This window comes from Acidobacteriota bacterium, assembly GCA_030949985.1.
Classification (GTDB): Bacteria; Acidobacteriota; Polarisedimenticolia; order J045; family J045; genus JALTMS01.
In genome coordinates, this window is record JAUZRX010000018.1 from 1 (window position 1) to 24787 (window position 24787).

At 65.4% G+C, this 24787-nt stretch carries 14 protein-coding genes; 7 read left to right on the forward strand and 7 right to left on the reverse strand.

The genetic code is table 11. The features are described from left to right. Positions 1-382 precede the first annotated feature (382 nt). The 4 genes from Q9Q40_04605 to Q9Q40_04620 are packed head-to-tail and all read left to right on the forward strand — an operon-like array spanning position 383 to position 7390. Positions 383-2599: a tetratricopeptide repeat protein gene (locus Q9Q40_04605; GenBank protein ID MDQ7006491.1), complete on the forward strand. Its 2217-nt coding sequence runs from the start codon at positions 383-385 to the stop codon at positions 2597-2599. Then, entirely contained in the window at positions 2596-4131 is a 1536-nt protein-coding gene (locus tag Q9Q40_04610; protein MDQ7006492.1) for a hypothetical protein, read from the forward strand. The genes Q9Q40_04605 and Q9Q40_04610 overlap by 4 nt, the downstream gene beginning before the upstream one ends. Continuing rightward, positions 4128-5588 (forward strand): sulfatase, encoded by a 1461-nt coding sequence (locus Q9Q40_04615; protein MDQ7006493.1) that lies wholly within the window; start codon positions 4128-4130, stop codon positions 5586-5588. The genes Q9Q40_04610 and Q9Q40_04615 overlap by 4 nt, the downstream gene beginning before the upstream one ends. Next, positions 5585-7390 (forward strand): DUF3604 domain-containing protein, encoded by a 1806-nt coding sequence (locus Q9Q40_04620; GenBank protein ID MDQ7006494.1) that lies wholly within the window; start codon positions 5585-5587, stop codon positions 7388-7390. The genes Q9Q40_04615 and Q9Q40_04620 overlap by 4 nt, the downstream gene beginning before the upstream one ends. On the opposite strand, the gene Q9Q40_04625 is transcribed toward Q9Q40_04620, so the two are convergent. The 6 genes from Q9Q40_04625 to Q9Q40_04650 all read right to left on the reverse strand — a co-directional run bounded on the left by Q9Q40_04625 (position 7345) and on the right by Q9Q40_04650 (position 13188). Then, on the reverse strand, positions 7345-8829 hold the full coding sequence (locus Q9Q40_04625) for a hypothetical protein (protein ID MDQ7006495.1): 1485 nt from the start codon (positions 8827-8829) through the stop codon (positions 7345-7347). The genes Q9Q40_04620 and Q9Q40_04625 overlap by 46 nt on opposite strands. Next, positions 8826-9737, reverse strand: a complete 912-nt coding sequence (locus tag Q9Q40_04630) for a hypothetical protein (protein ID MDQ7006496.1) — start codon at positions 9735-9737, stop codon at positions 8826-8828. Before Q9Q40_04630 ends, Q9Q40_04625 begins: the two co-directional genes overlap by 4 nt. An 89-nt stretch (positions 9738-9826) precedes the next feature. Then, positions 9827-11110, reverse strand: a complete 1284-nt coding sequence (locus Q9Q40_04635) for a hypothetical protein (GenBank protein MDQ7006497.1) — start codon at positions 11108-11110, stop codon at positions 9827-9829. A gap of 18 nt (positions 11111-11128) precedes the next feature. Next, positions 11129-11761, reverse strand: a complete 633-nt coding sequence (locus tag Q9Q40_04640) for a hypothetical protein (protein MDQ7006498.1) — start codon at positions 11759-11761, stop codon at positions 11129-11131. Between the two features lie 284 nt (positions 11762-12045). Further along, positions 12046-12483, reverse strand: coding sequence for a hypothetical protein (locus Q9Q40_04645; GenBank protein MDQ7006499.1), 438 nt, complete (start codon positions 12481-12483; stop codon positions 12046-12048). A gap of 129 nt (positions 12484-12612) precedes the next feature. Next, entirely contained in the window at positions 12613-13188 is a 576-nt protein-coding gene (locus Q9Q40_04650; protein MDQ7006500.1) for a sigma-70 family RNA polymerase sigma factor, read from the reverse strand. Positions 13189-13319: 131 nt separating this feature from the next. On the opposite strand from Q9Q40_04650, the gene Q9Q40_04655 reads away from it, so the two are divergent. Genes Q9Q40_04655 through Q9Q40_04665 form a run of 3 tightly spaced genes read left to right on the forward strand, consistent with a single transcriptional unit; the run spans position 13320 to position 20033 of the window. Continuing rightward, positions 13320-14750, forward strand: coding sequence for a sulfatase (locus tag Q9Q40_04655; protein ID MDQ7006501.1), 1431 nt, complete (start codon positions 13320-13322; stop codon positions 14748-14750). Between the two features lie 25 nt (positions 14751-14775). Beyond that, positions 14776-16851: a tetratricopeptide repeat protein gene (locus Q9Q40_04660; protein MDQ7006502.1), complete on the forward strand. Its 2076-nt coding sequence runs from the start codon at positions 14776-14778 to the stop codon at positions 16849-16851. Beyond that, complete coding sequence (locus Q9Q40_04665) at positions 16848-20033, forward strand: fused MFS/spermidine synthase (protein ID MDQ7006503.1); 3186 nt, start codon at positions 16848-16850, stop codon at positions 20031-20033. Before Q9Q40_04660 ends, Q9Q40_04665 begins: the two co-directional genes overlap by 4 nt. Positions 20034-20045: 12 nt before the next feature. Here Q9Q40_04665 and Q9Q40_04670 read toward each other — a convergent pair whose 3' ends face one another. Continuing rightward, positions 20046-24386: a C25 family cysteine peptidase gene (locus Q9Q40_04670; GenBank protein MDQ7006504.1), complete on the reverse strand. Its 4341-nt coding sequence runs from the start codon at positions 24384-24386 to the stop codon at positions 20046-20048. Between the last annotated feature and the right edge of the window lie 401 nt (positions 24387-24787).

Below are 24787 nucleotides of genomic sequence, written 5' to 3' on the forward strand. Positions count from 1 at the left end.
GAAGTTTGCCGCGGTCCTTGAACGTGTAGCCGAGCGCGGCCTCGAGTTCGCTCATGTGCCGTTCGATGTCGTCACTCCAGCGCATGGTTCCCTCGCATCGGCAGGCTGATCCACCGAATCCCGCTCCCCCGGCTGCACCCCCGGCAGTCCGGGAGACGGGCCATTGTAGCGAAAATCCCGACGGCAGCGGTTTGCTTTGGCCGTTCCGAATACCGACAATGGTCGCTGCGAAGGGCCAGCCCGGCCCTGGAAAGAAGTGTGAAGGGGTTTGAAAGTGACGGTGGGCAAGACCTTGGGTGGAATCTTGCGGTGGGCGTCGAGCGCAGGGCTGCTTCTGGCTGTCATCTTGGCATCGCCGAGCTGTGGCGGAGGGGGCAAGGCGGTGGTTCTGATCACCGTGCCGGGTCTGCGAGTCGATGGTCTGACAGCCGAGCGGATGCCCCAGACCGATGCCCTGGGCGAAGTCCAGACACTGCTGACGCCGAGTCCCTCCACGGTTCCCGCGCTGGTCGCCGTCATGGGCGGCGAAGATCCCGATCGGCTCCTTGCGCTGGAGCCGGACATGGTTCGGGTGGGCCCGGAAGTGCAGACTCTGGCGTTTCGGTTGAAAGGCGCGGGCTTTGGCACCGCAGCCTACTTGGGTGACGGAGATGTATCGCCCTTGACGGGCCTGCTGAGGGGCTTCGATTCTTATCTCGGAGCTTCGTGGCCCGCAGCCCATGCGGCGATCCAGGATCAGCAAGACGCGGTGGGTCGAGTCCGTCCCCGCAGAGGAGGACTGATCGCTTCTCGACAACTCGTCGACGGTTTCGCCGCCGACCTCCGGCGCAGGACTGACCACAGCTCTTTCTTCGCCTGGTTGCACTTCTCCGAACTCTCCGTTGCCGCCCAGGCCGAGGACCCTCGCGCCGCCTGGGACAAGGCGCTGCCCCAAATAGACCAGGCCGTAGGCGACGTGGTCAGTGCCCTCGAGACCTACGGCTGGGCCGACGACGCCGTGATCGTGGTGGCCTCGCTGCACGGCGAAGCCCTGGGGGATGGCGGCGAGGTCCGTCATGGTTTGACCCTCGCCAACTCAGTGATCGAGATTCCCGCACTCTTCAGCGGCGGCGTTGCCGGAGGCCCTGCAGCACCTTTGCGACGTCTGGCCCAACTCCCCGCGGAAGTTCTGCGTCGTGCGGGCCTCGAGGTTTCCATCCCCCCGTCCCTCCCGGCAGTGAGCATCTCACTGCTTCCCCGTCGGCTCTACGGTCTGGCACCGATCGCCCTGGTGGATACGGGTCGTGGAGTGCTGGAAGTGAGTCACGGGAGCCGCTGGACGCCTGCGGAAGGCAAGCAGCCGCTGCAAGGGGCCGAGGCTCTCGATGCGGCGGGCCCCACGGTCGCGGCGCGCCTCGAAGCGGCGGGCGTGCCACTCGTCTCCGGCGAGCCAATCGCTGAGGATCTGGCGTTCCTCGCCGACGTCCGGCGAGCATCAGATCGACTCGCCGCGGGTCAAGCCGAGCAGGCGGCGAGCATCCTGGCCGTGGTACGCCGGGGGCACTCAGAGGCGTGGGCGCTGCGATTCCTGCAGATGGAGGCCCTGCTGGCGGCGGGCGAGTCTCACCGGACGGAGCTGGAAGCTCTGCTCAAGGAGGTGGCCGCCGATTCTGCCGGCGATGCCAATGCACGTCTCGATCGCCTGCGTCTGCTCGCCCGCGCGACGCGCGGAAGATCCCTGGTGGATGACGCTCTTGCTCTGGTGGAGAGTGATCTTCGTCCCGGTCAGCGCCTGCTCCTGGCCCAGGTGCTCGAACAGCTCGAGGCCACCGAGCCCGCCATCGAGGAGATTGAGAAAGTGCTCGAGGGGGACGACGATGCGCCGGAGTTGGAGGAATGGCGCGGTGATCTGCTTCAGGGCGCCGGCAACGCTTACCGTGCCAAGGAAGCCTACGAGAGGGCACTGCGCTCGCCCCGTGCGCCTCGCGCTTCTCTACTGGCCAAGCTGGGAGACGCCTATGCGGCTCTCGGTCAGGGAGATCAGGCGCTCCAGCGTTACGCTGCCGCGCTGGAGGCCGACCCGGACTACCGCTATCCCCACTCCAAGGCGGCAGAGATTCTCCTCGCCCGTGGAGAGGCGGATCGTGCGGCCGATGCTCTGGTCAAATCCCTGCCGCGGACGGGCGACGAGGTGCAGGACGCAGTGACCCGCGCGAGGGTCCTGCTCGCTCGTTCGCTGGTGGGTCCCGCGTTGGTGGAACTGACCCGGGCCCTGGAGAAACATCCGGGCCATCCCGCCCTGTCACGACGATTGGCGCAGGTCTACTCCCAAAGCGGTGACAAGGAGAGGGCGATCGAGGTTCTCGAAGTTTCCCACCAGACGGTTCCGCGAAACCCCGGTGTCCTTTTCGATCTGCTCCGCCTGACAGCCGAGGTGGGGGACGCGACTGGCGCCCTGAGACTGCTGGACGATCTCCAGCCCCTCGCCGGGCCGGAACTGACCCGGTCCGTTCGTGGCGATCAGGCGCTGAAAGCCGCTGGCGGTGAACTCGCGCGGCGGGCAGCGGCCTTCCAAGGGGCGCGTCCGGCTCCCGGTGGCGGGAAGAAAGGCGGAAGATGAGTTTCGCGGCGGACAGACGCTGGGCCGCCGGCCTCCTGGTGGCAGCCCTTGCCCTGGCGCTCTTCCATGGCCTCTCCTTCGGCCTGTGCCTGCAGGACGATGCCTTCATCAGCCTGCGTTACTCGCGAAACCTGGCCGAGGGGCTCGGGCTGGTCTACAACCCTGGAGAGCGCGTCGAGGGGTTCACCAACATGCTCTGGACCCTTCTTTTGACCCTCCCCTTTCGCCTTCGCTTCGATCCCATCTCTTTCACGAGGGTGGTAGGCATTGCGTCGGGAATGAGCGCTGTCGCGGCAGCCTTCTTCCTCGCCCGCCGCCTCGAGCCGGAGCAGCCCTTGGCAGCGAGCGCCGCTGCGGGGCTGGTGGCGAGTCTGCCGTTCTTCATGGCGGAGTCGGCCATGGGCCTCGAGACGGCGGCTTTCGCGGCCCTCGCGGCAGCAGGAGTGGCCCAGCATCTGCGCGAAGAGGAGGATGGAAGGGGCCGCGGCTGGCTCGGTGGAGCCATTCTCGCAGCTGCCGCCTGGACCCGGCCCGAAGGTCTGCTGGTGGCTGGAGTCCTCGGCCTGGCGGACCTTCTCCGAGGTTCGAGGACACGCAGATTGTCCCCTTGCTTTCTTCCCCGCTGGATCACCTTTGCCGCGGCTGCAGGGCCGCTATTCGCGTTTCGGTGGCTGTACTACGGCGACCTGGTGCCCAACACCGCCCGGGCCAAGGTAGGCGGCGGCCTGGCGGCAGTCGCTCGAGGCATCGACTACCTGTTCTCTTTTGGCCTGGCAGCCCTGCCTCTGCTGCTGGCAGCGGCTGTCGGCGCCTTCTTCCTGTTTGCCGGCGCGCGGCGGCGTTGGATCTGGCCGACTCTGGTGATCCCGCTGTTCTACCTGATCTATGTCACGATCGTCGGCGGCGACTACAAGCCGACATTTCGATTCTTCGCCACTCCGGCGGTCTTCTTTGCGGCTCTCGCCGGTGTGGGCCTCGCGCGGGCGGCTCGAGCCCTGCGCAGCAACATCCTCCCCTTCCCGGTCCTATTGGGAGGGACACTCGTGATCGGAGGAGTCCTCTTCTCGCTTGGTTCCGACGTGCGGGGATTCGCCGCCTGGCGAGCAGCGCAGTTGCCCGTACATCGCGCCGCCGGCCGCTGGCTGGGCGATCACTTCCCGGCGGAGAGCTGGCTGGCCACTGGCAATGCTGGAGTCCTGCCCTACGAGTCAGGCTTGCCCACAATCGACATGTATGGGCTCTGCGATCGTCACATCGCCATGCGGGAAATGCCCGCCATGGGGCATGGGGCCCCAGGCCACGAGAAGGGAGACGGCTCCTACGTCCTGGAACGCCGGCCCACCGTGATTCTCTTTCAGTTCGCGCGATTCACCGACTCGCCGGCGTCGATCGAGCAGATCGGCCGCCTGAGAATGTCGGTTTCGGAGCGTGAGATATGGGCGGATCCGCGATTCTTGCAGCACTATGACTTGCGCAGCGCTCGCCTTCCCGGTTTCTACTTCAATTACTTCCAGAAGAAGCTCCAGCCATGAGATGGCCCTTTTCCGTGCTTGTCCCGCTTACTCTTCTCGTTCTCGCCCTCGGTTGCGGCGGGGCGCAGCCCTCCGTGGTGCTGATTTCCATCGACTCCCTGCGTGCCGACGTGCCGGGAAGCGAGGTTGCCGGCCGGCCTCTGACTCCTGTGCTCGACAGGTTTGCCCGGCAAGCCACGGTCTACACTCGGGCTATCAGCGCCGCTCCCTGGACGACACCCGCCATGATGTCGGTGATGACCGGACTGGGATCGGGAGTGCATGGGGTCGAGGAGCATGATCGGGCACTGGCCAGTACGGTACCGACGCTGGCCGAACGCTTCCGGGCCGCAGGGTATCGCACGGCAGCATTCACACCGGCTGTCACGCTGCGCGCAGAGTACGGCTTCAGTCGCGGCTTCGAGGTCTACGATCAGGACAACTTCGGGCACAATCGCCTTTCCTCTCCCACCCTGGTCGGCAAGGTGCTGGCCCGCCTCGAAGAGTGGAAGGACGAGCCTTTCTTCATCTGGGTGCATCTCTGGGATCCGCACTACAACTACATCCCTCCGGCTCCCTGGAACGGTTACTTCCGTACAGGTCGACAGCCCCCGCGCGACGATGTGCAGTGTCTCAAGTGGGTCGAAAACCCGGTCAGCCCGGAAGAGGCTCAGTGGTTCAAGGGACAGTACGATGGAGAGGTGGCCTACACCGATCAACACCTGGGGCAGATTCTCGATCAGGTGAAGAAGCTGGGCCTGGAGGAAACGACCGTGGTCGCCGTGATGGCCGACCACGGGGAGGCCTTCCTCGAACATGGCTGGCTGGGACACACCAACCGCCTGGACGAGACCCTGATCCATGTTCCGCTGATGGTGCGCCAACCTGGAGCGGAAGGACGACGGATCGATTCTGTCGTTCCCGTCGCAGGTCTGGGCCGGAGTTTGCTCGAACTGGCAGCCATCGACGGCAGGGATTTCGGTGATCTGCCGGCGCTGCCGGCTGCAGTCCAGACGCCGGCCGACGAGCGTCCAGTACTCAGTCGTACCCTGCGTCGCGGCTGTTGGACGGCACTGAGCACGACCCGCTTCAAGTACTTGCTCGAGCATCGGCAGTGTCGTGAGTTCCTCTTCGACCTCGAGCAGGACCCCGGTGAAACCACCGACCTGTCCGCGACTCAGCCGGAGCGCTTGCTTGAATTGCGCGCGGCGCTCTCCGTGGAACTCGAACGGGGAGCTTCGCTGCGCGTGGCGCGATCCATGTTACCTCGGGAGATCATCGAGCAAGCGGAAGCGCGCCTGCGCTCGATCGGCTATGTGGGCGGGGCTCCGACGGGTGGTGGGGATTCGAAGGAAGTGACCTGCGCCAAGATTGCCGCTCCGGGGCGGGTGGATGCCTTCGGTGACGCAGCGGCCCAGCCTTGCCCCGAGGGCGCGGTCCACGCCTGCCTGGAAGTTCTGGGGAAGCAACAGCCGTGACCCGCGGCTGGCCATGGCACGCTCTGGTCGCGGGCCTGTTGCTGGTCCTTGCGGCAGGTTGTCACTCGGAGCCGCCCCGGCGGTGGCAGGTTCTGGTTACCTGGCCCCAGCCGAAGATGCGGGAGGGTCGCTATACGGGTCGGCTCTCGGTGGAGGCAGGCCGCGTCGTGACCTTCGAACCCCAACACTTTGATTCCGCTCGGGGAGATCTCCTCGACCGCCAGAGCCTGGCCTGGTCCACTCTCGCCGGCCCCCGCAACTTGCGCTCGATCGTGGTGGAGATCGAGGGGGGGGGCAGCACTCGGCTCGAGATCGAATGTGAAGGCGGCGCACGGCAGTTCTCGGCAGCAGAGTTGGATGCCGCAGCGACACCACTGGGAGCCGGCCGGCTTCCCGCTCCCTTGCTGGCGGGCTACTGCCGGATCGAGAGCCTGGCACCGGCGACCATCGAAGTGCGTGGCCCCTCGGTTGTGCGTGCGGGCGTGGCGGTCGAGGCCGAAGTGGTGGCGCGCGCAGCGACCCGGGGAGCGGATCCGGCTCGGGGCGTGGATCTCGAACTAGAGCTGGAATCTACGGACCCCGCGGCGGAGTTGCCGCGGCACTTGCCGATGCGTGCCGCGCACGCCACGGTGGCGATCACCTTTCACACTCCGGGACTCCAGCAGCTCCGCATCCGTGGCGAGACGGCCGCCAGCATCGAGCCTCGGGCCTGGCCGGTGATGGTGCTCGCTGCCGACGATAGTGAGACGGACCCACTGTTCTGGGGCGATCTGCAAGCCCACACTCGTTTTTCCTCTGACTCGGCGGGGGCTCCCCGGGAGGCTTATCGCTGGGCTCGGGAAGAGGCCGGCCTGGATTTCGTTGCCATCACCGATCACCACTGGTCCCATGCCCGCAACGGTACGTGGGAGCAAGCTCGCCGCCTGGCGGAAGCGATGAATGAGCCCGGGCGCTTCGTTGCTTTCGTGGCCGTGGAATGGGGTGCGGGGATGGACCGTCCCGGAGCACGACTACTCAATCACCATCGCCACGTGCTTTTTCCCGATTCTCGCGGTGGTCTGATGGTGGGTGCTACCGACAGGCCGGCGTTCTGGAGGGCCCTGCGGCGCTGGGAGGGGGCAGTGGCCGTGCCGCACCACACTGGCTACGGCGTCGATCACCTGGGCAGCGACTGGGAGATGATTGCCGAGGACCTGGAGCCGGCTGTGGAGATCACCTCGGGCCACGGCTCGAGCGAGCAGGCCGACTCTCCCTGGCCACTTTCCCGCCCGGGGGGGAACGGATGGGTCGCCGATGCCTGGAGGCGGGGCTACATGGCCGGGGTGCTCGGCGGATCGGACAACCACCTGGGCCGGCCCGGCTCCGACGTGGCTCGCATCCACACCTACGCCCTTGCCGGCTTGACTGCTCTGCGGGCCGAGAAGCTCGACCGCGCTTCGCTGCTCACAGCTCTTCGCCGCCGAGCCAGCTACGCCACCATGGGCGCCCGCCGAATCTACCTGGAGTTCTCCGTGAACGGTCACCCCATGGGAGCTGCCTTGAGTGGCGCCACGGCGAGGCCGCGAGAGATTCGTCTGCTCGCCGGCGGCACGACAGAACTGGAACGGATCGAAGTGCTTCGAGACGAGGAGGTCTGGCAGACGGCAACGCCGGAGGGCTGGAGATTCGCAGCTCGCTGGCTCGATGAGCGACCCCTCGAACCGCAGCGTCTTCATCACTACCGCGTGCGCCTGATTCAGGCCGACGGTACCGGGGCTTACTCCTCTCCGGTCTTCCTCCTGCCGGCCGAGCCCGGCCCGTAGCCGCTCCCCCGGCTCCGTCCCGGAGCCACGCGGATCGGGTCCGGAATTCCTCGAGCCAACAAGTAGGCTCGCACGCTGTACGGCATCAGGGCCATGACGGTGTTCGACGCACCCGGGGGACGGTAGGGAAACGGGGTGATGATCACTTCGACGCCCTCCCCGCGGGGCCGGGCGACTATCCGGTAACCACCTGCGTCTTCTTCTACTTGTGCGCCTTTTCGGTGGGCCTGCCGGGCGCTGCGCTCGGCGAGCTCCAGCACCCGAGCGCTGAGTTCTCCCGCGCGCTGCCAGGATTTGCAGGAAAGGCGCCCGGCGCTTCCTGGCCCGAGCAGCAGACCGCCGGCCACGGCCATCATCGCCAGGGTCGTGGTGCCGAGAGCCGGCCGCACCCGGCGGCGAGGCCAGATCCTCCCCCACGCTCCGCCCGCGAGGATCGCGGCGGGAGCCAGCAGGACTTCCGCGTGGCGCAGGCCGGCACGGGGTGAACTCAGAGCGCCGGCCAGGCCGATCGCCAGCCACGACCAGCAGGCGATCCGTAGCAGCGTCCAGGGCGCCGCCGGCGGCGTTTGCCGCAGGAGCCTGTGGGCCATCAGCAGCACTCCGACCAGGGCCGCTCCCACGACCAGGGCTTGCCACAGGCTCTCAGGGCCGAGCAGGCCCCGGAGCAGCCGGCTGAGACGGACACCAAGGCTCACCGGGCGCACCACCCCGTGATAGCCGCCCAGCGAGCCGAGCAGCCACCAGCGCCAGGCCATTTCGGCCAGCAATCCGCCCGCCAGCGCCAGGGCGAGGGTCCCATCCACTCGCGCTTGGACGGCCGACTCTCTGCGCCTGCGCCACCAGGACGGCAGCAGGAGAATCAGGCCTATCAGGGGCATGGCCAGACCCGTCTCCTTGGCCAGGGGGGCCGCGAGCAGCAGCAGAACCCCGGCAATCCGGCGTCCGAGGACGCCCTTCCCCAAGGAGAGGAGCGCGAGCAGGCCGGCAACGCCCAGCAGTGCTGCAAGAGTGTCAGCGTCCCGTGCCACGGCTGGGACCGTCTGCCATTGCAGGGGATGCAGCGCGAAAACCAGGGCACCTGCGGCCAGGCCGGCAGGGCGTGAGCCTCCGGCGCGCGTCGCCAGGGCGCCGCAGCCCAGGGCGGTGAACAGCACCATCAGCAGCCGCAGCAGGTGCCAACCCCAGGGTGTCTCACCCAAAAGGCGCCATTCGAAGGCCGTGAGCAGAGTCAGCAGGGGGCGAAAGAAATCAGCGCCCTCCCAGAGCCTCTCCAGGTAGATCTGGCGGCAGGTGTCCAGGGGGTTACCGGCGGCCTGCACCAGAATCGGCCAGCAGTCGGCACCGGTCAGGGGGAGTCGGAGGATCGGCAGCCAGGCGAGTACGATGACCACCGAACAGAGAGCTGCCGCCACCCCTACCCTTAGCCGGTCGTCAATCACGGGATCCTGTCGACCCTGCGACCAGTGATCGGGTCGATGGGAAAGGCGCCGCGCACCTGGACGGCATCCGTGGCCACCAGCTCACCGGGCGGCGCCAGAAAGGCTCGGCCCAAGATATGCCCGAATCCCCCAAGCCATTGCACGGGGATCCCATTCTCCGTCACCGGATGGAACCGTCCCAGCAGACCATCGGATGCGGCCATGAGATCGATGCCCTGTGCCCTGGCGAGCAGATCACGCACCTCAAACTGCCGCAGAGTAGAAAGCAGGAGCACGAAGTCCGCCTCCTCCCCACGGCGGGTCAGGACATCTTCCACCGCGGCCCAGGGATCGACGGTCACAACCGTCCCCCGATCCGGACGGAACCAGGCGCGGGAAGGGTCGTGGGGTAGCACCGCCATGACGAGCAGTCTTCCCGCACGGGTGTCGAGCAACACGGCCTCGTGGAAGGGACTCTCACCGGTCTCGTGGATGCGCAGATTGGTGGCCAATAGCGGAACTGCAAGCTGGCGCGAAAGGTCGAGAAGCCGGAAAGGCCCCACCTGTTGGAGTTCGACGGGTCCGATGCCGATCGCTGAGTAGCCCAGCGAATCGAGATGCTCGAGCATCACTTCGGGCTCCACGCTGCCGCCGTCCTCATCGGTGGCGACCACGTTGCCGGTGCCCAGCCACAAGCGCTCGATCCCTGGCTTCGTGTCGTCCAGCCAGCGAGCCAGTTCGGCCCTGTAGCGCGATCCCCCGAGCCGCCCCCAGCATTTCTTCGGTTCGATGTATCCACGATCCGAACCGCTGAGCAGCAGCAGCGTGGTCGCCTCGGTCGGCGCAGGAGTCCACTGGCCGGCGGCGACGGATGAACTCCCGGCGGCCGGCCCGGTAGCAAGAGCGAAAAGCAGACAGAGAAGGCTCACGTCATCCTCCGGAGAATCAGGTACGAGCCTAGCGGAAAAGAAAGCAGGCCGCCCGAGGGCGGCCTGCGGGTCAAGCAATGAAGGGACGATCAGCGGCCGCGCACGGGGCGACGGAACTGGCGAATCTTCCTCTCCACGTCGGGCAGCGCCGGCAGCTCGAGCTGAGTCGTGCCGGAGACCGTGAGCTCATCGTCCACGTCGATGGCCTCGATGCGATAGAACACACCGGAGACCGCACCGCTACGGGCGCTGACGGAGTCGATGAAGCTGTAGGCGGAGGGCTCACCGTTGGCACGGATCAGGTCCGAAACGCGCTGGTAGGTGCCGTTCGCCGTGAAAGAACGGGTGACGTAGAAGCCAACCACGCCGTCCTCGAGGGAAGTCTTCCAGTCGACTTCCACGTTGTTGCGGCCGACCCAGGTGGCGGTGAGGTCATAGATCTTGACCGCAAGGCCGCCCTGACCGGTGTAGACCGACTGGCCGTTGGCCGAGAAGTAGCGCGTGAGCAGCTCGGTGCCATCGCTCATGGCCGGGAAGCGCAGCTGCATGGAGAAGGTGACACACTGCTCATCGCCCGGCGCCAAGCCGACGTCGCCCATGGTGACCGTCGTGCTGTTGCCCGCCTCGGTACGGAGGAAGGTCATGTCGGCCGTGGTGGGCTCGGGGCAGTTGCCGCCGCTCGGAGCGGTGATGGCGAAGTGCAGGTCGTATCGGGCTTCAGCCGTATCGCCAACCGGCGTGGCGGCATCCCAGCTCAGGTTGAAGTTCGTGCCGTCGAAAGCGTCGACCCGAGGAACCGGAATCGGGCGCAGGCCACCGATCGCCTGCAGGCCAGCGGTGCCGTTGCCGTCATGATCCGGAACCTGAAGCACGTCGGAAGCATTCGACGGGCTAGCAGGGCCGAGGCAGGCGTATACAACGGTACCGGCGCAGTTCGGGTCGAACCACTTGCCGGTGTCGCCATCATTGACGGCCTTAGCCGTCCACGCGTAGTAACCGACATGGTTGGACGCGCCGCCGTTGGCCTCGGCATCCAGGATCATGTAAGCCATGGAGCCGTAAGGAGCGTTGTTGAAGTTGATGATGTTATCGGAGTAGCCACGGAATGAGCCGTTCGACTTTTTGGCCTTGAAGGTCATGGTGCAGTATGGGCCGCCTGCGGTGGCGGTGTCGCAGTTGGCGCAAGAGTTGGGGCAAGCCGGACTGACCTTGTCCTGGCTGGGAAGGTAGTAGCGCTGGTAGACCGCGAAGCCGGGATCACTGCCCAGCTCGATCACGCCTCCCTCGAAAGGGTAGTTGCCTGCCAGCGAGAAACCACTGAGGCCAGCGAGGAAGACGGCAGCGAGGATCAGAAAAAGCGTTTTACGAATCATCAGGTCGAACCCCCGTTATCAGTAGTGGGGCCAGGCGAAGCCGGAACCACCGTTGCCGGTGATCACGATCACGCCCATGCCGAGGTCCATGTTGAAATTCTGCGTGGCGCTGGCACCCACGAACCAGTCGGTAAACGTCGAATCCGCGTTGAACTTCTGCAGCCGCGAGACAGCGCCGGAGCCGAGCTGGCCGTTGAGATCGCTGAGCAGCTCGTTGGCCTTGGTGTAGGTCTGATGGTAAGGCGCTGAGGCGTTGAAAGCCTCATTGGGGTTGAAGCTCAGCGTGAAGTTCGGATCGTGAGAACCGACGATCACCGCCGTGTTCGAGCCGGAACTCCCTGCGTTGGCGATATAGGCCTCAGACTTGATCACGTCGAAGTTCTGCACGGGGCTTGCGCCCACGAACCAATCCGTGAACGTCGAATCCGGATTGAACTTCTGCAACCGGGTAACGCCAGGCAGATCGTTGAGCAGCTCGCTGCCCTTGGTGTAGTTGTTGTTCCAGGGCAGAGACAGGTTGAATGCCGAGTTGGCGGGAATGTCGGGCACGAACTTGAAGCCCATGTTCGACGCGACGACCATCCCACTGACCAGGAGCGCAACTCCCAGCAGGCCTGCCACCAGTCCCCGGATGGTACGGTGCTTGGACATTAAAACCCTCCTAAGCGGTTTTCAGCGACTCTCTCCACGCGTCGACCGGTGCACTTGCCCTGCCGACAACCCATCGCCCGGAAAACGATGAGGCTGCCTTTGTCGGACAGGCAAATCCACCGGCCCCGCCAGAGGCCGCCGGTGTTAGGTACGCCGACTGGGCCTCCGCGTCAACGGAAATCCGGAGTCTCCGCGCCGGGAGGAAGCTGGCATACACTGTTTTCATCGGGTATTGCACCCTCACTATCGAGCTTGTCTTTCTCGAGTCGGCGCGATGCACCGCCTCAGTCCACCTTGTAAAACACGACCGTACCCGGCCGTGGTTGTCCGTTCTTGTCCACATATTCACGGGCACCGGCGACGCGTGCGATCTTTTCGGCCGACGCTGCGGGAGCCTGGGTCTTGACCACTCGCTCGATGGGGCGCCCGTCCGCGTAGGCGATGCGCACTGAACCATCCTCGGTCAGAGTCAAGGCCAGCGACGCCGACGCCGGGGGCCGGGAGCCAAGTCCGATCAGGGAGAGTGCGGCAAAAGCAAGGGCTGCAGCAGCCACCGCGTAGCCGCGCCCATAGGAGGGCCTGCGCTCGCCGGCCAGGCTGCCGGAGATCCGCCGGCGCAGCCGGGCGACTTCGAAATCGCTCACCGCTTCGAAGCCAGCGGCATCGACCAGGTGGCCCAGGAGGCGGTCGTCATTGCTGAGCACTGGGGAAACTCGATCCATCCTTTGTTTGCCCTCTTCGCGTTCCAGTTGCGGGAGGTATCGTTGGCAATCACTGGCTACTACCCGGCAGACTTGCCGAGCGTTCATGGGCGGATGCTTTTTTCTGTGAAAATACCGACTTTCGCTGAACTAGCGCCTCTGTGGTCCTTCCGGCGGTAGGATCTCCGGGTGGTGACGACGAAGCCAGGCGATGACTTTTCTGCGGCCCTCGGAGGACTGCCGCCGCACGGTCACTTCGGTGATCTCGAGGACCTGAGCGATCAGCGTCGACGGCAGTTGTTCGATATCCCGCAGCAGAAACACAAGCCGCTCTCTCTCGCTGAGCTGATCGGCTGCCGCCAGCAGGAGCCGCCGGATCTCGGCGGCCTCGAGATGCTGCTCGGGACCGGAACCTGGGGCGCCGGGCAGGGGCCTGTCGGGCAGAGCCTCCTCGCGGCGCGATGGGGCACGCCGGAGATGGGACCGGGCCACGTTCAGGGTGATGCGAACCAGCCAGGGCTCCACGGGACGGGAGAAGTCGAAATCCGCCAGGGAGCGATAGAAGCGGAGAAAGGCCTCCTGGGCCACGTCCTCGGCGTCCTCTCGATGCCCTGTCACTCGCCGCGCCACGGCGAGGACAAGCCGACCATGGCGGGAGACCAGCGCGTCAAAGGCCGCCGGGTCGCCGGAACGGGCCCTTCGCAGGAGATCGCTGTCAGCGCCCACAAGGCCCTCCCCTCGCGGCCGGCTCGGTACCCGGGGTCCACGAGTGACGCGGTATTATACTCGCCGTCAGCGTTGCGGTGCTGCGGCGGGCCTGTCACCCTCGGCAGCCAGCCGGGAGGCGGAGAATCTCCATGATCGCAGGTCGTCTCGTCAATCGAGCCGTGGCAGTCGCCCTCCTGGCAGCAGGGCTGACTATTGCCTCCTGTTGGCCTCGCGCCACCCCGCCTCCAGTGATTCTGGTCACTATCGATACCCTGCGAGCCGATCACGTGGGTCTTTCAGGGGTGGCCCCCCACCCGACCCCGGCGATGGACAGGGTAGGACTGGAGGGCGCCTGGGCGCCGATGGCTGTGGCGCCTTTCGGCCGCACGACCCAGTCGGTCGGTACGATCCTGACCGGGCTGCATCCGCTCCATCACGGAGCTGACGGCCTGGGAATGGTGCTGCCGGGCGAGGTGACGACTCTGGCAGAAGCCTTCGCCGCGGCGGGCTACAGAACCGGCGCCTTCGTCTCGAACGTGAACCTGCGATCGGGACTCGGCTTCGAGCAGGGCTTCGAGGTCTTTTCCAACAGTCGTGCCCGCTGGAAGGGTGATTCCGCCCCTGCCCTGACCCGCGAAGCCCTGGCCTGGATCGACTCGCTCTCCAACTCCGAACCGTTCTTCCTCTGGGTCCATTACCTGGACCCCCACTGGCCTTATACGCCTCCGGTGGAGATTCTGCGCCGCACGGATCCCGAAGGTTCCGGGGAGCTTGACATCTTTCGCCGGGTCGAGGGCGGCGAGTTGACCAAGGGGCAGGTCATCTTCTTCGCCGACGAAGTGATGACCAGCCAAGCGATCGAACGGACCCGACGAGCCTACCAGGCAGAAGTCGTGGAGACAGACCAGGCCCTGGCGGCGCTGCTGCGAGGGCTCGAGCAGAGAGACCTGCTCGATGGGTCGATTCTGATGCTGGCGGCCGACCACGGCGAGGCCATGGGGGACCATCGCTACTGGTTTGCCCACGGCGAGTACCTCTACGACGACACCTTGAGGGTTCCCTGGGCCCTGAGAGCTCCGAGAATCGTGCCTGCAGGCACTCGGCTCGACGGGCTGGTGCTTCTCGAGGACATCGCGCCCACCCTGGCCCATCTCGCCCAGGTCGACTTCCCGGCAGAAGTGGATGGTCTCGATCTGTCCCTCCTGCTCGCCAGGGGGGGGGTCCAGAGCATCGAAGAACGGCCCCAGATCCACCTCGCCGACCACCACCTGGTACACCCTGAGAATCCTCGCCGACCCGTTCCCGGCCGCGCTGGGCGCTGGTGGGCGCTGCGCCGGGGTCCGTGGAAGGTCATCGAGATTCCCCAGCGTGATGGAGGCCGCACCTTCGAACTTTACAACCTGCAACGCGATCCGGAAGAAGCCCATGACCTGGCCGCTGAGCAGACCGAGCAGCTCCGGCTGATGGTCCAGCAACTCGAACGCCTCAGACAGGAACTCGGCCCGGGTCCGGATGGAGAGGCCGCCGCTGGCAGCGCCGAAGAGCTGGATGCGCTGCGGGGCCTGGGCTACATGAACTGAGCGGATGCAGGCGGAGACTGCAGGAGTGATCGAGCGAATCTGGACGCGTTGGGCAGATCTGGTGAGCGCCGCCGAGGAGGTGCGTTGGGGACCGGGCACTGTAGCCGCGATGCTTGCCGCCGTGATCGCCGTGCGCAACCTGGTGGAGATCGTCGTCGCCCGGAATCCCACATTCGAAGCTCTGGCCGCCTTCGTCCATTACCCGCTGGCCTACGTGGGCCCCTTTCTCGCGCTGGTGCTCGTTCTTGCCGCCTGGGCCCGGGTACCGCCGGCCCGGGTCGCCCGACTGATGGCCATGGCCTGGCTCTTGACCCTCGTGCCCCCCCTGGCCGATCTCCTGCTTCACCACCACCGCGAGGTACCGACCATCGGCTACCTGGCTGCCGATCCCGCAGATATCGGGTGGATCATCATTCACTTCTTCGACCCCCGCGTTAGCTTCGTAGGGACCACGGGAGGCATTCGCATTGAAACGGCCCTTGCCGTGCTCGGTGGCGCTTTCTACGTGGGGCTGCGTTCTGGAAGAGTCTGGCGCGCGGCGGCTGCTGCCGTCACCGTCTACCTGACCTCTCTCTTCTTCTTCTTGCTCCCGGTGCTCGTCCTCGGCGTCTTCCGGTGGGCCTGGCCGATGACGACCCAGAGTGATCTCCTGCGCGGCGAGGGGGCCATCTACCGCGGTGCGACGGAGTCGGCTCCCGACGCGGCTGCGGTTCTCTGGCTCGTACCGGTGCTGGCTGTTCTGGTCGTCGCCTGGTCGCGGCTCGAACGGCGAGGGTGGGCCGGCGGGACCGGCTGGACCGATCCGTCCCGCCGCGTTCCGCGCGCCGGCTGGACGCCGGGTGCCTTCCTCGCCCTGGTGGCCCTGGGCGGCGTCTTCGTCGCCGAGAAGGTCCTGCTTCCCGAACAGCCGACCCTGACCCTTCCCCCTTACGACATCCTCGCCCCCATCGGGCTGGCTCTGGCCCTCTTGCTCGGCGCTCGCCTGTTTCACGATCTCGACCAGCTGACGTTCTTCAGCCGCCTGGCGCACGGGATCGGCGTGATGGCTCTGGCCCTGGCTCTCGGCCGCAGCGCAGGCGTCGGTCTGGCCGTGGCGCTGTTGATGGGACTTGCCGAGGCTCGCCTCGCTCTGCGGTTGCCATGGAGATTGCCGGTATCTTCCCTTGCCGGAGCTCTCTCCACTGCCGGCGCCTTCGCGTCGGGGTGGTCTCTGGCCATGGGGCCGGAAGCCCTGGCGCGTTTGCCGATGGAACTCCTCGTAGCGTCGCTCGTGGCGGGCTGCAGCTTCGGCTTCCTCCAGGCAACGTATCCCGATTGCAGCGGGATGCCCGCGTTCCGCTCAGGGCTGGCAGCTTGCCTGCTGGGTAGCGCCCTTGCTTTCTCCCTGGCTGCTGTGGTCCTCGCAGGGCCGGCTCTGGTGACCGTGGCCCTACCACTGGGCCTGATCGCGGGTGGTGCCTGGTGGTGGATGGCCGAGGATCGCCATGCCTGGGGCCGAGTCATCGCCGGAACGTTGAGCGGCGCACTGTTTTCCTTCCTCCTCATGGGTGCCGCTTCCCATGCCGAGTTGCGCAGCACTTGGCGCGAGCAGGTCCGTAAGGTCGCGCGGCTGGAGCGGATCAAGGCTGAGCGCTATCAGCAGAGGGGTCAATGGAACGAAGCTCGGTCGGTCTTCAAGAATGCTCTCGACCTGGATCCCGAGGATATCGGATCCCTTCGAGGACTCGGATTGGGCTACATCCGGGAGAACCGGATCAAGCGCGGAACGACCTTTCTCGAGCGTGCTCTCAGGCTGAGCCCTGACGATCCTCAGCAACTGGTCAATCTGGCCGCGGCCTATCTCGAGCAAGACCGTGCAGCCGAGGCGCTGAAGCTGCTCGAGCGGGCGCTCCAACACTATCCCAGAGATCTGCTGGCCCTGCAGCACCGATGTTCCGCCCTCGCCCATCTCGGGCGTCGAGACGAAGCCCAGACAGCCTGCCGTGCTTTTCTCGATCTCGCCGCGGGTCGACCCGGCTATCGGCCCGCGGTCAATGATGTCCGTCGTCAGTTGCGCCGCCTTCAGCATGGCCAGGGCGGAGTGACGGAGAATCCCGAATGAAGCAATCCCAGAGATGGCTGGTCCCGACAGTCGGCACCCTCCTCCTCGCCTCCGGGGCGGGTAGCCTGGTGCTGGAGGTCGTCTGGTCAAGGTCGCTCAAGCTGGTCTTCGGCTCGACGACCCTCGCCGTCAGCACGATTCTCGTAGCCTACATGCTCGGTCTGGGACTCGGCGGTATCTGGGGCGGCAGGCTCGCGAAGCGTGTGCGAAGTGGTGTCCGGGTCTACGGAATGATGGAAATGGGAGTCGGTCTCTACGCCCTGGCCGTTCCCTTCCTCCTCGAGCTCTACCCTTCCCTGCACAAGGTCCTTCTTTCGGGGTGGCCGTTCTGGCCCGCAGCCGTGGTCCGTTTTCTGGCGGTCCTGGCATTGCTCCTCGCACCGACTCTCTGCATGGGGGCGACCCTGCCGATTCTGGTGGCGAGCTTGATTCGCTCTTCCCGCGACTTCGGCCGTCATGTAGGACTGCTCTACGGCCTGAATACCCTGGGCGCCGTGGTCGGTACCCTGGGCTCGGCGTTCTTCCTTTTCGGGGCCGTGGGGTTGCGCTGGAGCAACGTCGTGGGGGCCGGCATGGACTTCGTAGCGGGAGCGATCGCCTTCTTCCTGATCGCCCCTCGCATTGCGGGAGCCGAGCCCGTGGAGGCTCGCTCCGAGCAGCGTGCTCGAGCTGCCGCGGAGTCGCGCACCGCTCGCCGGTGGAACGCCAGCCTTCTCTCCTATGGCATCATGGGCTTCGTAGCCTTGACCTTCGAAGTGGCCTGGTTCCGTCTTCTATCGATGATCTTCGGCTCGTCGATTTACGCCTTCTCCGTCATGCTCGCGGCCTTTCTTCTCGGCATCGCCGGAGGCAGCCTGCTGATCCGGCGCTGGCTCGATGCTTTTCGCAACCCGCGGGTCGTCTACGCGCTGCTGACCTGCCTGGTCGGCCTGCTTTCTGCGGGAAGTCTGATCGTGGTGCGAATTCTGCCTTCCTTCTTCTTGGGACTCATCGAACGGGGAGGCATTACCGGAGAGAATCTCGTCTTCTCCGGAGCGCTGGTCGCCCTGGTGGCTCTCTTACCCGGCACGCTAGCCCTTGGAGCCCTGTTTCCCATCGCCTGTCGAATGAACGCCGATGCTGCAGGGGAGGCTGGAAGGGCAGTTGGCGATGTCTATTTCATCAATACCATCGGCTCGGCTCTCGGTGCCCTGATGGCTGGATTCGTTCTCATTCCCGTCTTCGGGGTTCGCCGGACCCTGGGCCTTGCGGTGGCTCTCGCTCTTCTTGTGACGGCCGCGCACTTCCTCCTCCTCCTCAGGCCTGCAGGACGTCGGCAGCTGCTCGGTGGCCTCGCTTCTGCCGTGATCGCCCTGCTCTTCCTCTTTTCGCCCCCGGGATGGGACCGCGAGAATCTCGTTCGCGGCCTCTACTATCAGACGATGCTGGATCTCGACTTCGGGGTTCCCCTGCAGCCGATGGAAGGCGGGCTTCTTTCGCAGATGCTCTACTACCGCGAGGGGTTGAACACTACAGTTTCTATCCATCGGGTTCCCGGCGGCGTCACGTTGCGGCTCAATGGGAAGAACGATGCATCCCTCGGGGACATGTCAACGCAACTCCTGTCCGGGCATATCCCGATGATCTTCGGCCAACCGGCGGAAACCGCGCTGGTCATCGGCTTCGCCTCCGGTGTCACGACGGGAGCGGTCACCCTCTACGGAACACAGCGGGTCGACGTCGCCGAGATCGAGTCCGCCGTTCTGGAAGCTTCGCACTATTTCGACGCCGTCAACCACCGCCCCCTCGAAAATCCCAAGGTCCATGTCATTGTCGATGATGGAAGGAGCTACCTGGCGGGAACGGATCGCAAGTACGATCTGATCATCTCCGAGCCTTCGAATCCCTGGATCAGTGGGTGCTCGAATCTCTTTACCCAGGAGTACATGCAAATCGCGAAAGCCAGTCTCAACCCCGGCGGACATCTCCTTCAGTGGATCCAGCTCTACGATATCGAACTCGACGCCTTTACCTCCATCCTGGCAGCGCTGACCGCGGAGTTTCCCCACGTCTACACCTTCAGCGCGGCGGCCGATGATTCCGACATGATGATTCTCGCCGGGCTGGAGCCGCTGAAGCGAGAGGATCTTCGCCGTTGGGAGGATCTCGATCAGGCGGTCCGCCGAGATCTTGAGAGCCTCGGTATCTTCCGCACCGAGGACATTCTCTCGCTCATGCGCCTGGACGATGAGGCGGTACACGACCTGGCCCGAAAGGCACCGATCATCAACACCGATTCCTCGATGTTCGTCGAGCTTCGAACCCCCTGGTCGCTCAATGAGAATCCGGACGAAGTCTGGAATGCCGTCGAGGCTGATGACCGCGCGGTTGCTCGTGTCCTGGAACAGGCCCTCGGCAGGGTGAGTGCAGAGCAGTGGGCGCGACTGGCCCGCTCGTACGTGCGCCGCCGTCTCAATCCGAAGATCGCTTCGCTTCTCCTGGCGCGGGCCCAGGCGGCGGGAGGATCCCCGGCGATTCTCAGTGCCCAGGCAGCGCTCGAAGCTTTTTCGCGCCAAGCAGATCGCTTACGACTCGAAGCGCTGCTCGATGCTGCGATCAGCGGCGGAGACCTGGATTTCGAAACCTTCGAGCAGCGCGCCGAGTTGCGAATCGAGAGAGGAGACCTGGACGGGGCCCTCCAAGATCTTGACCGCTGTCTCCAACTTCGACCGGAGTACTGGCCGGCCTTGCGGGCACGGCTACGCGTGCTGGGCTCGCTGGGACGCGGCGCGGAGGCCTTCGCGGTGGCGGAGCGGCTATTGAATTCCCCGATGGTCCGTCTCGCGCCCCGTACGCGGGCCGAGGCCGCCGTTGCCGCTGCGGTGGTCGGCAGATTCGATGTCGCTATCGCGGAAATGCAGCGCTTTCTTGAACACTCTCCTATCTCCCCTCAGGAATGGCAGATGCTCGCGCGGTTCCACCAGGATGCCGGACAGCCAAAGGAAGCCCGGCGGGCTGAGGCCCAAGCGCGGAAGGCGGCCTACAACCAGACGGTCATGGCCTTTCGCTTCGCAATGAGCGAGGAACTCAGTGGCCGCCACGATGCCGCGCGCGCCCTTCTCGAGAACATCACTCGCCGTGATCCGGGTTTCGCGCCGGCCCACCGAGCCTTGGAGGAACTCTCCCCCCCAGCCGATAGCTAGCCGACCTGCAGCCTACCAGACGGCTTCGCTCCCATGTTGGTCAATGGCCAGGACCTGGTAGGTATAGATAGCGCCAGCGGGAACGGCGAAACTGGTTTGCGCCTGTTCGAGAGGAGACGGAGTCAAGCGGTTGGCATCGCCACACTCGTCCCTCGGCAGAATGGAGTCGCGCCCATAGACGTGGTAGCCGGCGATGGAGATCCGCTGAGGATAGCCATCCGGTGTGGTGTCCATCGTCCGGTTCACGGCCGACCAACTCATGTCGATCCGCTCTGGTGGCAGCGCCCCATTCTCATCAACTGCTACCAGCACCAGGTCCTCGATTGGCGCCGGCAGCTCCGCTCCGGCTGCCGATCGCCCTCCCTGATCGTCTTCCGTGACAAGAAGGTAATACCATCGACGACCGCCGTTGGCCTCGCCCTCATTCTCGTGGATCCAGGAGTTGACCGCCGGCCCCAGGACCGGATCGGTGAGTTGCGTCGCCAGCGAGGGAGTGAACAGCGGAGTGGTCGTCGAACCGTGGACTTCCTGGCTGGCCAGCGTGGTCGCAACGCCCCAGACGGTTTCCGTGGGGGGAGTCCACTCCAGGCGGAGATCATCGATCCCATCGCCCGCATCGGGCTCCACGAGGACCCGCAGATCGCCCACCGAGTCGGGAGGGTTGATTCCCTTGACCAGGTGCGGGATCCCCATGACCTCTGCACTCGGGTCGCCCATCTGCGAGCAGTTGGCTGCCCGAACGATGACATAGTGCTCCAGGCGATTCTCGAGGCCGGTCAGCAGTAGTGAGTTCTTGAAGGCCGAGGTCGTGCGCTGATTGGGATAGGGTCCACCGGGGCTGGTACCCCAGAAGACATGATATTGCTCGACGTCACTTTCCCGGTCCGAGTTGTCCCAGCTCACCAGCAGCTCGCCGCCCTTCCGCGTATCCTCCACGGCGACGGACGAGGGCGCATGGGGCGGTACAGGATTCTCCGGGATGCCGTACTTGCAGTCCACAGGGTCCGGGCTGGCGTCGCCACAGGTTTCGTTGAAATTCGACCAGCGGCTCTCGAATCCCTGGGCATCGACGGAAACCACGTAGTAGAAATAGTCGTCGCAGTTGGTCAGACCCGTATCCGTGAAGGTCGTGCCGCCGATGTTGTCACCAGCCAGCGTGTAGGTGTCGGTGTTCCAGTGAGTGGCGCGGTAAACGCGGTAATAGTCTGCCTCGGCCACCGACGTCCAGCTCAGCGTCAGTTCCCCCGAGCCCGCCTTGTCGATGGAGAGAATCTCCGGGGCCGGCGGGGCGGGGATCGTCATCCGCGTTGCCGGATCACCCTCGAAGACGAACGACCGCAGCAACACCAGCTTGTTTCTCGTGTCGAAGTCGCTCCTCAGCCGCGCGTCGATGTTTCCCAGCAGGCGCTCCTTGTGTTTGCCGAAGATCTCCTCGTAGAACGGGTCGAGAATCTCGTGCAGCTCGAAGACATAGGTCAGATGAGAGGGCGCGAAACCGGCCACCGCTGCCTTGCGGGCGGTCGTCACCCAGTCCTCGACCATCGAGTACTGGACGTCGTTGGTCGAGGTGGTGGAACTGGTGGCGGAGAAGTTGCCGGTGATGCAGTTGGCGTGAATCGTCACATAGAGGGGCGTGTCGTCGAAGATGTCCCCCAGGCTCTCGCCGGGTTCATTGGGGTAGTTCGGATCGCCGGGATCATTTTCCGAGGTGAAGAACGAGCAACCGTTGCCCCAACTCTTGTACCCGCCATGGCCGGCGAAGGAGACGATGGCCGAACCGCCGTTGATGCAGGCGTCGATACGGTCGTTCTGGGGTGTCGATCCGGTGACCTGGCAGTCTTCGTCATCGATGCTCTCGTAGAGCTTGTCGGCTTGCTGGGGACCCGACACGAACCAGCGGTCATAGTTGGTGTCGTGTACTTCTTTGAAATCGGAATCGAATTCACTGACCATGCAGGTCTTGCCGGGGGATGCGGGGGGTACGTCGCCATTCTCGTAGCTGAGGATCTTGCGGAACACCTCCTCGGCCTCGGCCAGGGAATGCACCGGCAGTCGGCCGATTGCGAGATCGGGCAGTTCATCCTGGCCGATGACAGCCGCAAACCAGGTATCCGATGGGTAGTGTCCGAACTGGCTGTTTTCGGGAATGTCGTACATGTAGTTGGGCACGAACTGGCGAGGTGTCGGATGCCCGTAGTTGTTCTTGTGATCCCACGAGCCGTCCCCCACCAGCACGACGAAGCTTGGAGCCGGATTCCAACTCGCCGGGGGCTCGAGTTCTCCCAGCGTGTAGGCGAGGAAGTCGCGGATGGCCTGGGGATCGGCGATGCCGTAAGAGAACTCGTCGTAGACGTCCTCGATCGCAACGACGGCGGTCTGAAGCCCCTGGGCCTGGCGCTGGGCGACCAGTTGTTCGAGACGGGAAGTGCCTCCCGAGGGCATGTCCAGCAGGTCTCTTTGACCGATCACGAGCCAATCGGCGCCGTTGGTGGAGTCCCTGAGAGAAGGCGCGAGCGATGCGTCCACCGCAGAAGGCCGCAAGTCTTCATGCACTCGGTCCGGGACGAGAAAGCCGGAATCCCCGGCGACGAAGAAGCGCCGGCCGGTGGCGGCCCGGTCGAGGTCGAAGGCAGCCTGGCCGCCCACATCCCCGAAGCCGACGATGCGCCGCGGGAGGACGATTTCCATGCCGGCGGGGGACGTGGTCGTCGTCGAAACTTCCCAGATCTCGCTGGTGCTGACCTGGCTCAGTCCACCGATCCGTACCTGGTAGCTCTTGTCCGACGGCACGGTGAAAAGCAACCGGTCATCGACGGCCTCGTAGAGTCGGTCGTAGTCGAATTCGATCCAGTCCACGCCGACGGCGTCCCGACTTTGACCGGCTCGGCCGAGGGGCAGGCGGACGGTGACCAGGGAGGAGGGAGAGAGGGGACCGGGAAGAGTCAGCGGGCCGTCATCCACGCCATGGGTGTAGAAGCGGAACCCGTCCCAGTCCGCCTGGTCCACGAGGCTGGAGTCGACTTCGATTTCCGAGCGGTGCGTATCGTAACCCTTGATGCCCATCAGGCGGATCCGGAAGTCCACCGCGCCCCCGGCGTGCCCCGGCGTCGGCACACTCCAACTCGCCTGATCGGGAGTCGAGAGGGCCACGACCAGCGGGTCCGCAAACCAGTGGTCGTCACCGGTCGCCGGCACGAAACCCTGGAAGCGTCCGTCCTCCTCGAAGTGGACGTGCTCACGGAAAGATGCCGGAATATCGGGGAAGCTCGGCGGAGCCGGGACCTCGGAAACCCGGGATGGCGCGTCTGCCAGATCGAGTCGGTAGACGTTGGTGTCGGTGAAGTCTCCCCCCTGCCAGACGTCCGGGTCGAAGAGATCGGTATCCACGCTCTGGCCCCAGAAGACGATGGCATCTCCCGGGTCGAAGCTCCCGTCGGCTTCACCCGAGACAAGGATCGGCACTTCCACTCCCTGGACCGTCAGGCGGTAGCGGCGGGGATCGTTCGACTGGAGGAAGCCGAGCAGACCGGGGGCATGGGCTTGGGCCCAGGCGTAAGTGATCCGGTACAGGGCCTGGCGGCTGACCTCGAATTGCCACGCGGGGAAGTTGGACGCCGCCGCCGTCGTTCCCATCACAGAGGCTGGCGAACCCGCGCCCAGGGGCCGGGGCTCGATGGTCTCAGCGCCGCGAAGCAGGCCTCGACCGATCTGTTCGAGTGGTGAAAGCCGGGTCTTGGAAGCCTGTGCCAGGGTTCTGGCGGGCACCGCGCCACGCTTCATCCGGATCGTGATGCGTCGAGCCAGGCGGTAGCGCCCCTCGGCCGGGTTCACCTGCAGCGGATGGATCGCGAGAGTGGCAAAGCGCAGCCGTCGCAAGGCGCCGTCGGCGATGACGACCTGCACGGGCCGAGAGGGCCAGTAGTCGGCGACACTGTCCCAAGCCGGATCGAGGGGGAGCGCCGCGGGGTCTCTTCCCGGCCAGGCGGCCAGCGGGCCGGGAAGTCGTCCTTCCGACCACTCCACGGCCAGGTCGACGATTTCCAGCCGGCCCTGGGATCCGAGGGCGACACGCTCACGCCGCTCGGGGAGGTCCGGCGCTCCGCGGTGGCCGATCCTGCCGTAGCCGTCGATTTCGGGGATGAAGCCCTGCGCCACCGCTTCCCACCGGGGGGTGGGGGTCTCGATGATCAAGGTCGCCAGCCCCTGGGCATCTTCCGGCACGAACTCTACCCGGGGGGCGGACTGAGCCAGAACCTGTCCCGGAGCGGGCAGCGCCAGGGCAAAAAGTGCGATCAGCAGGAGGTGCATCGCCGGAGATGCGGCGAAACCTCGGGAGGGTCGAACTGCGGACATACAGGGATCCTCAACTTAGCTGCAGCAGCGCCCCAGGTCTCCGATCCCCACGCGAGGAACAAAGATACCCCCTGCCCCGTCATCAGGCATGTACGAATGTTGAATCCTTTGCGGGCGGCCCGGGTGGATCATGCGCGGAAGGAACGATCGGAAGCGATACGAACAATCGTGAACCAGGAAAAAGCGGCCGAAAGCCCTCCCCGATTCGGCGCCGCACCCCCGGAAGGGTCTCCCGCAGGGAGCGGCGTTCCCGCAGAACCAAGAAAAGCGGGTGACCCGCAGGCCACCCGCTTCCCGTTTCTTTGGCGTGCACGCTAAAGAAGCTTCAGGGCCGTCGGTAACTCTCGTCACCGGCCACCGGCCTGGGTTCGGCTCGGGGGCGCCGGCCTCGACCTCGCGAC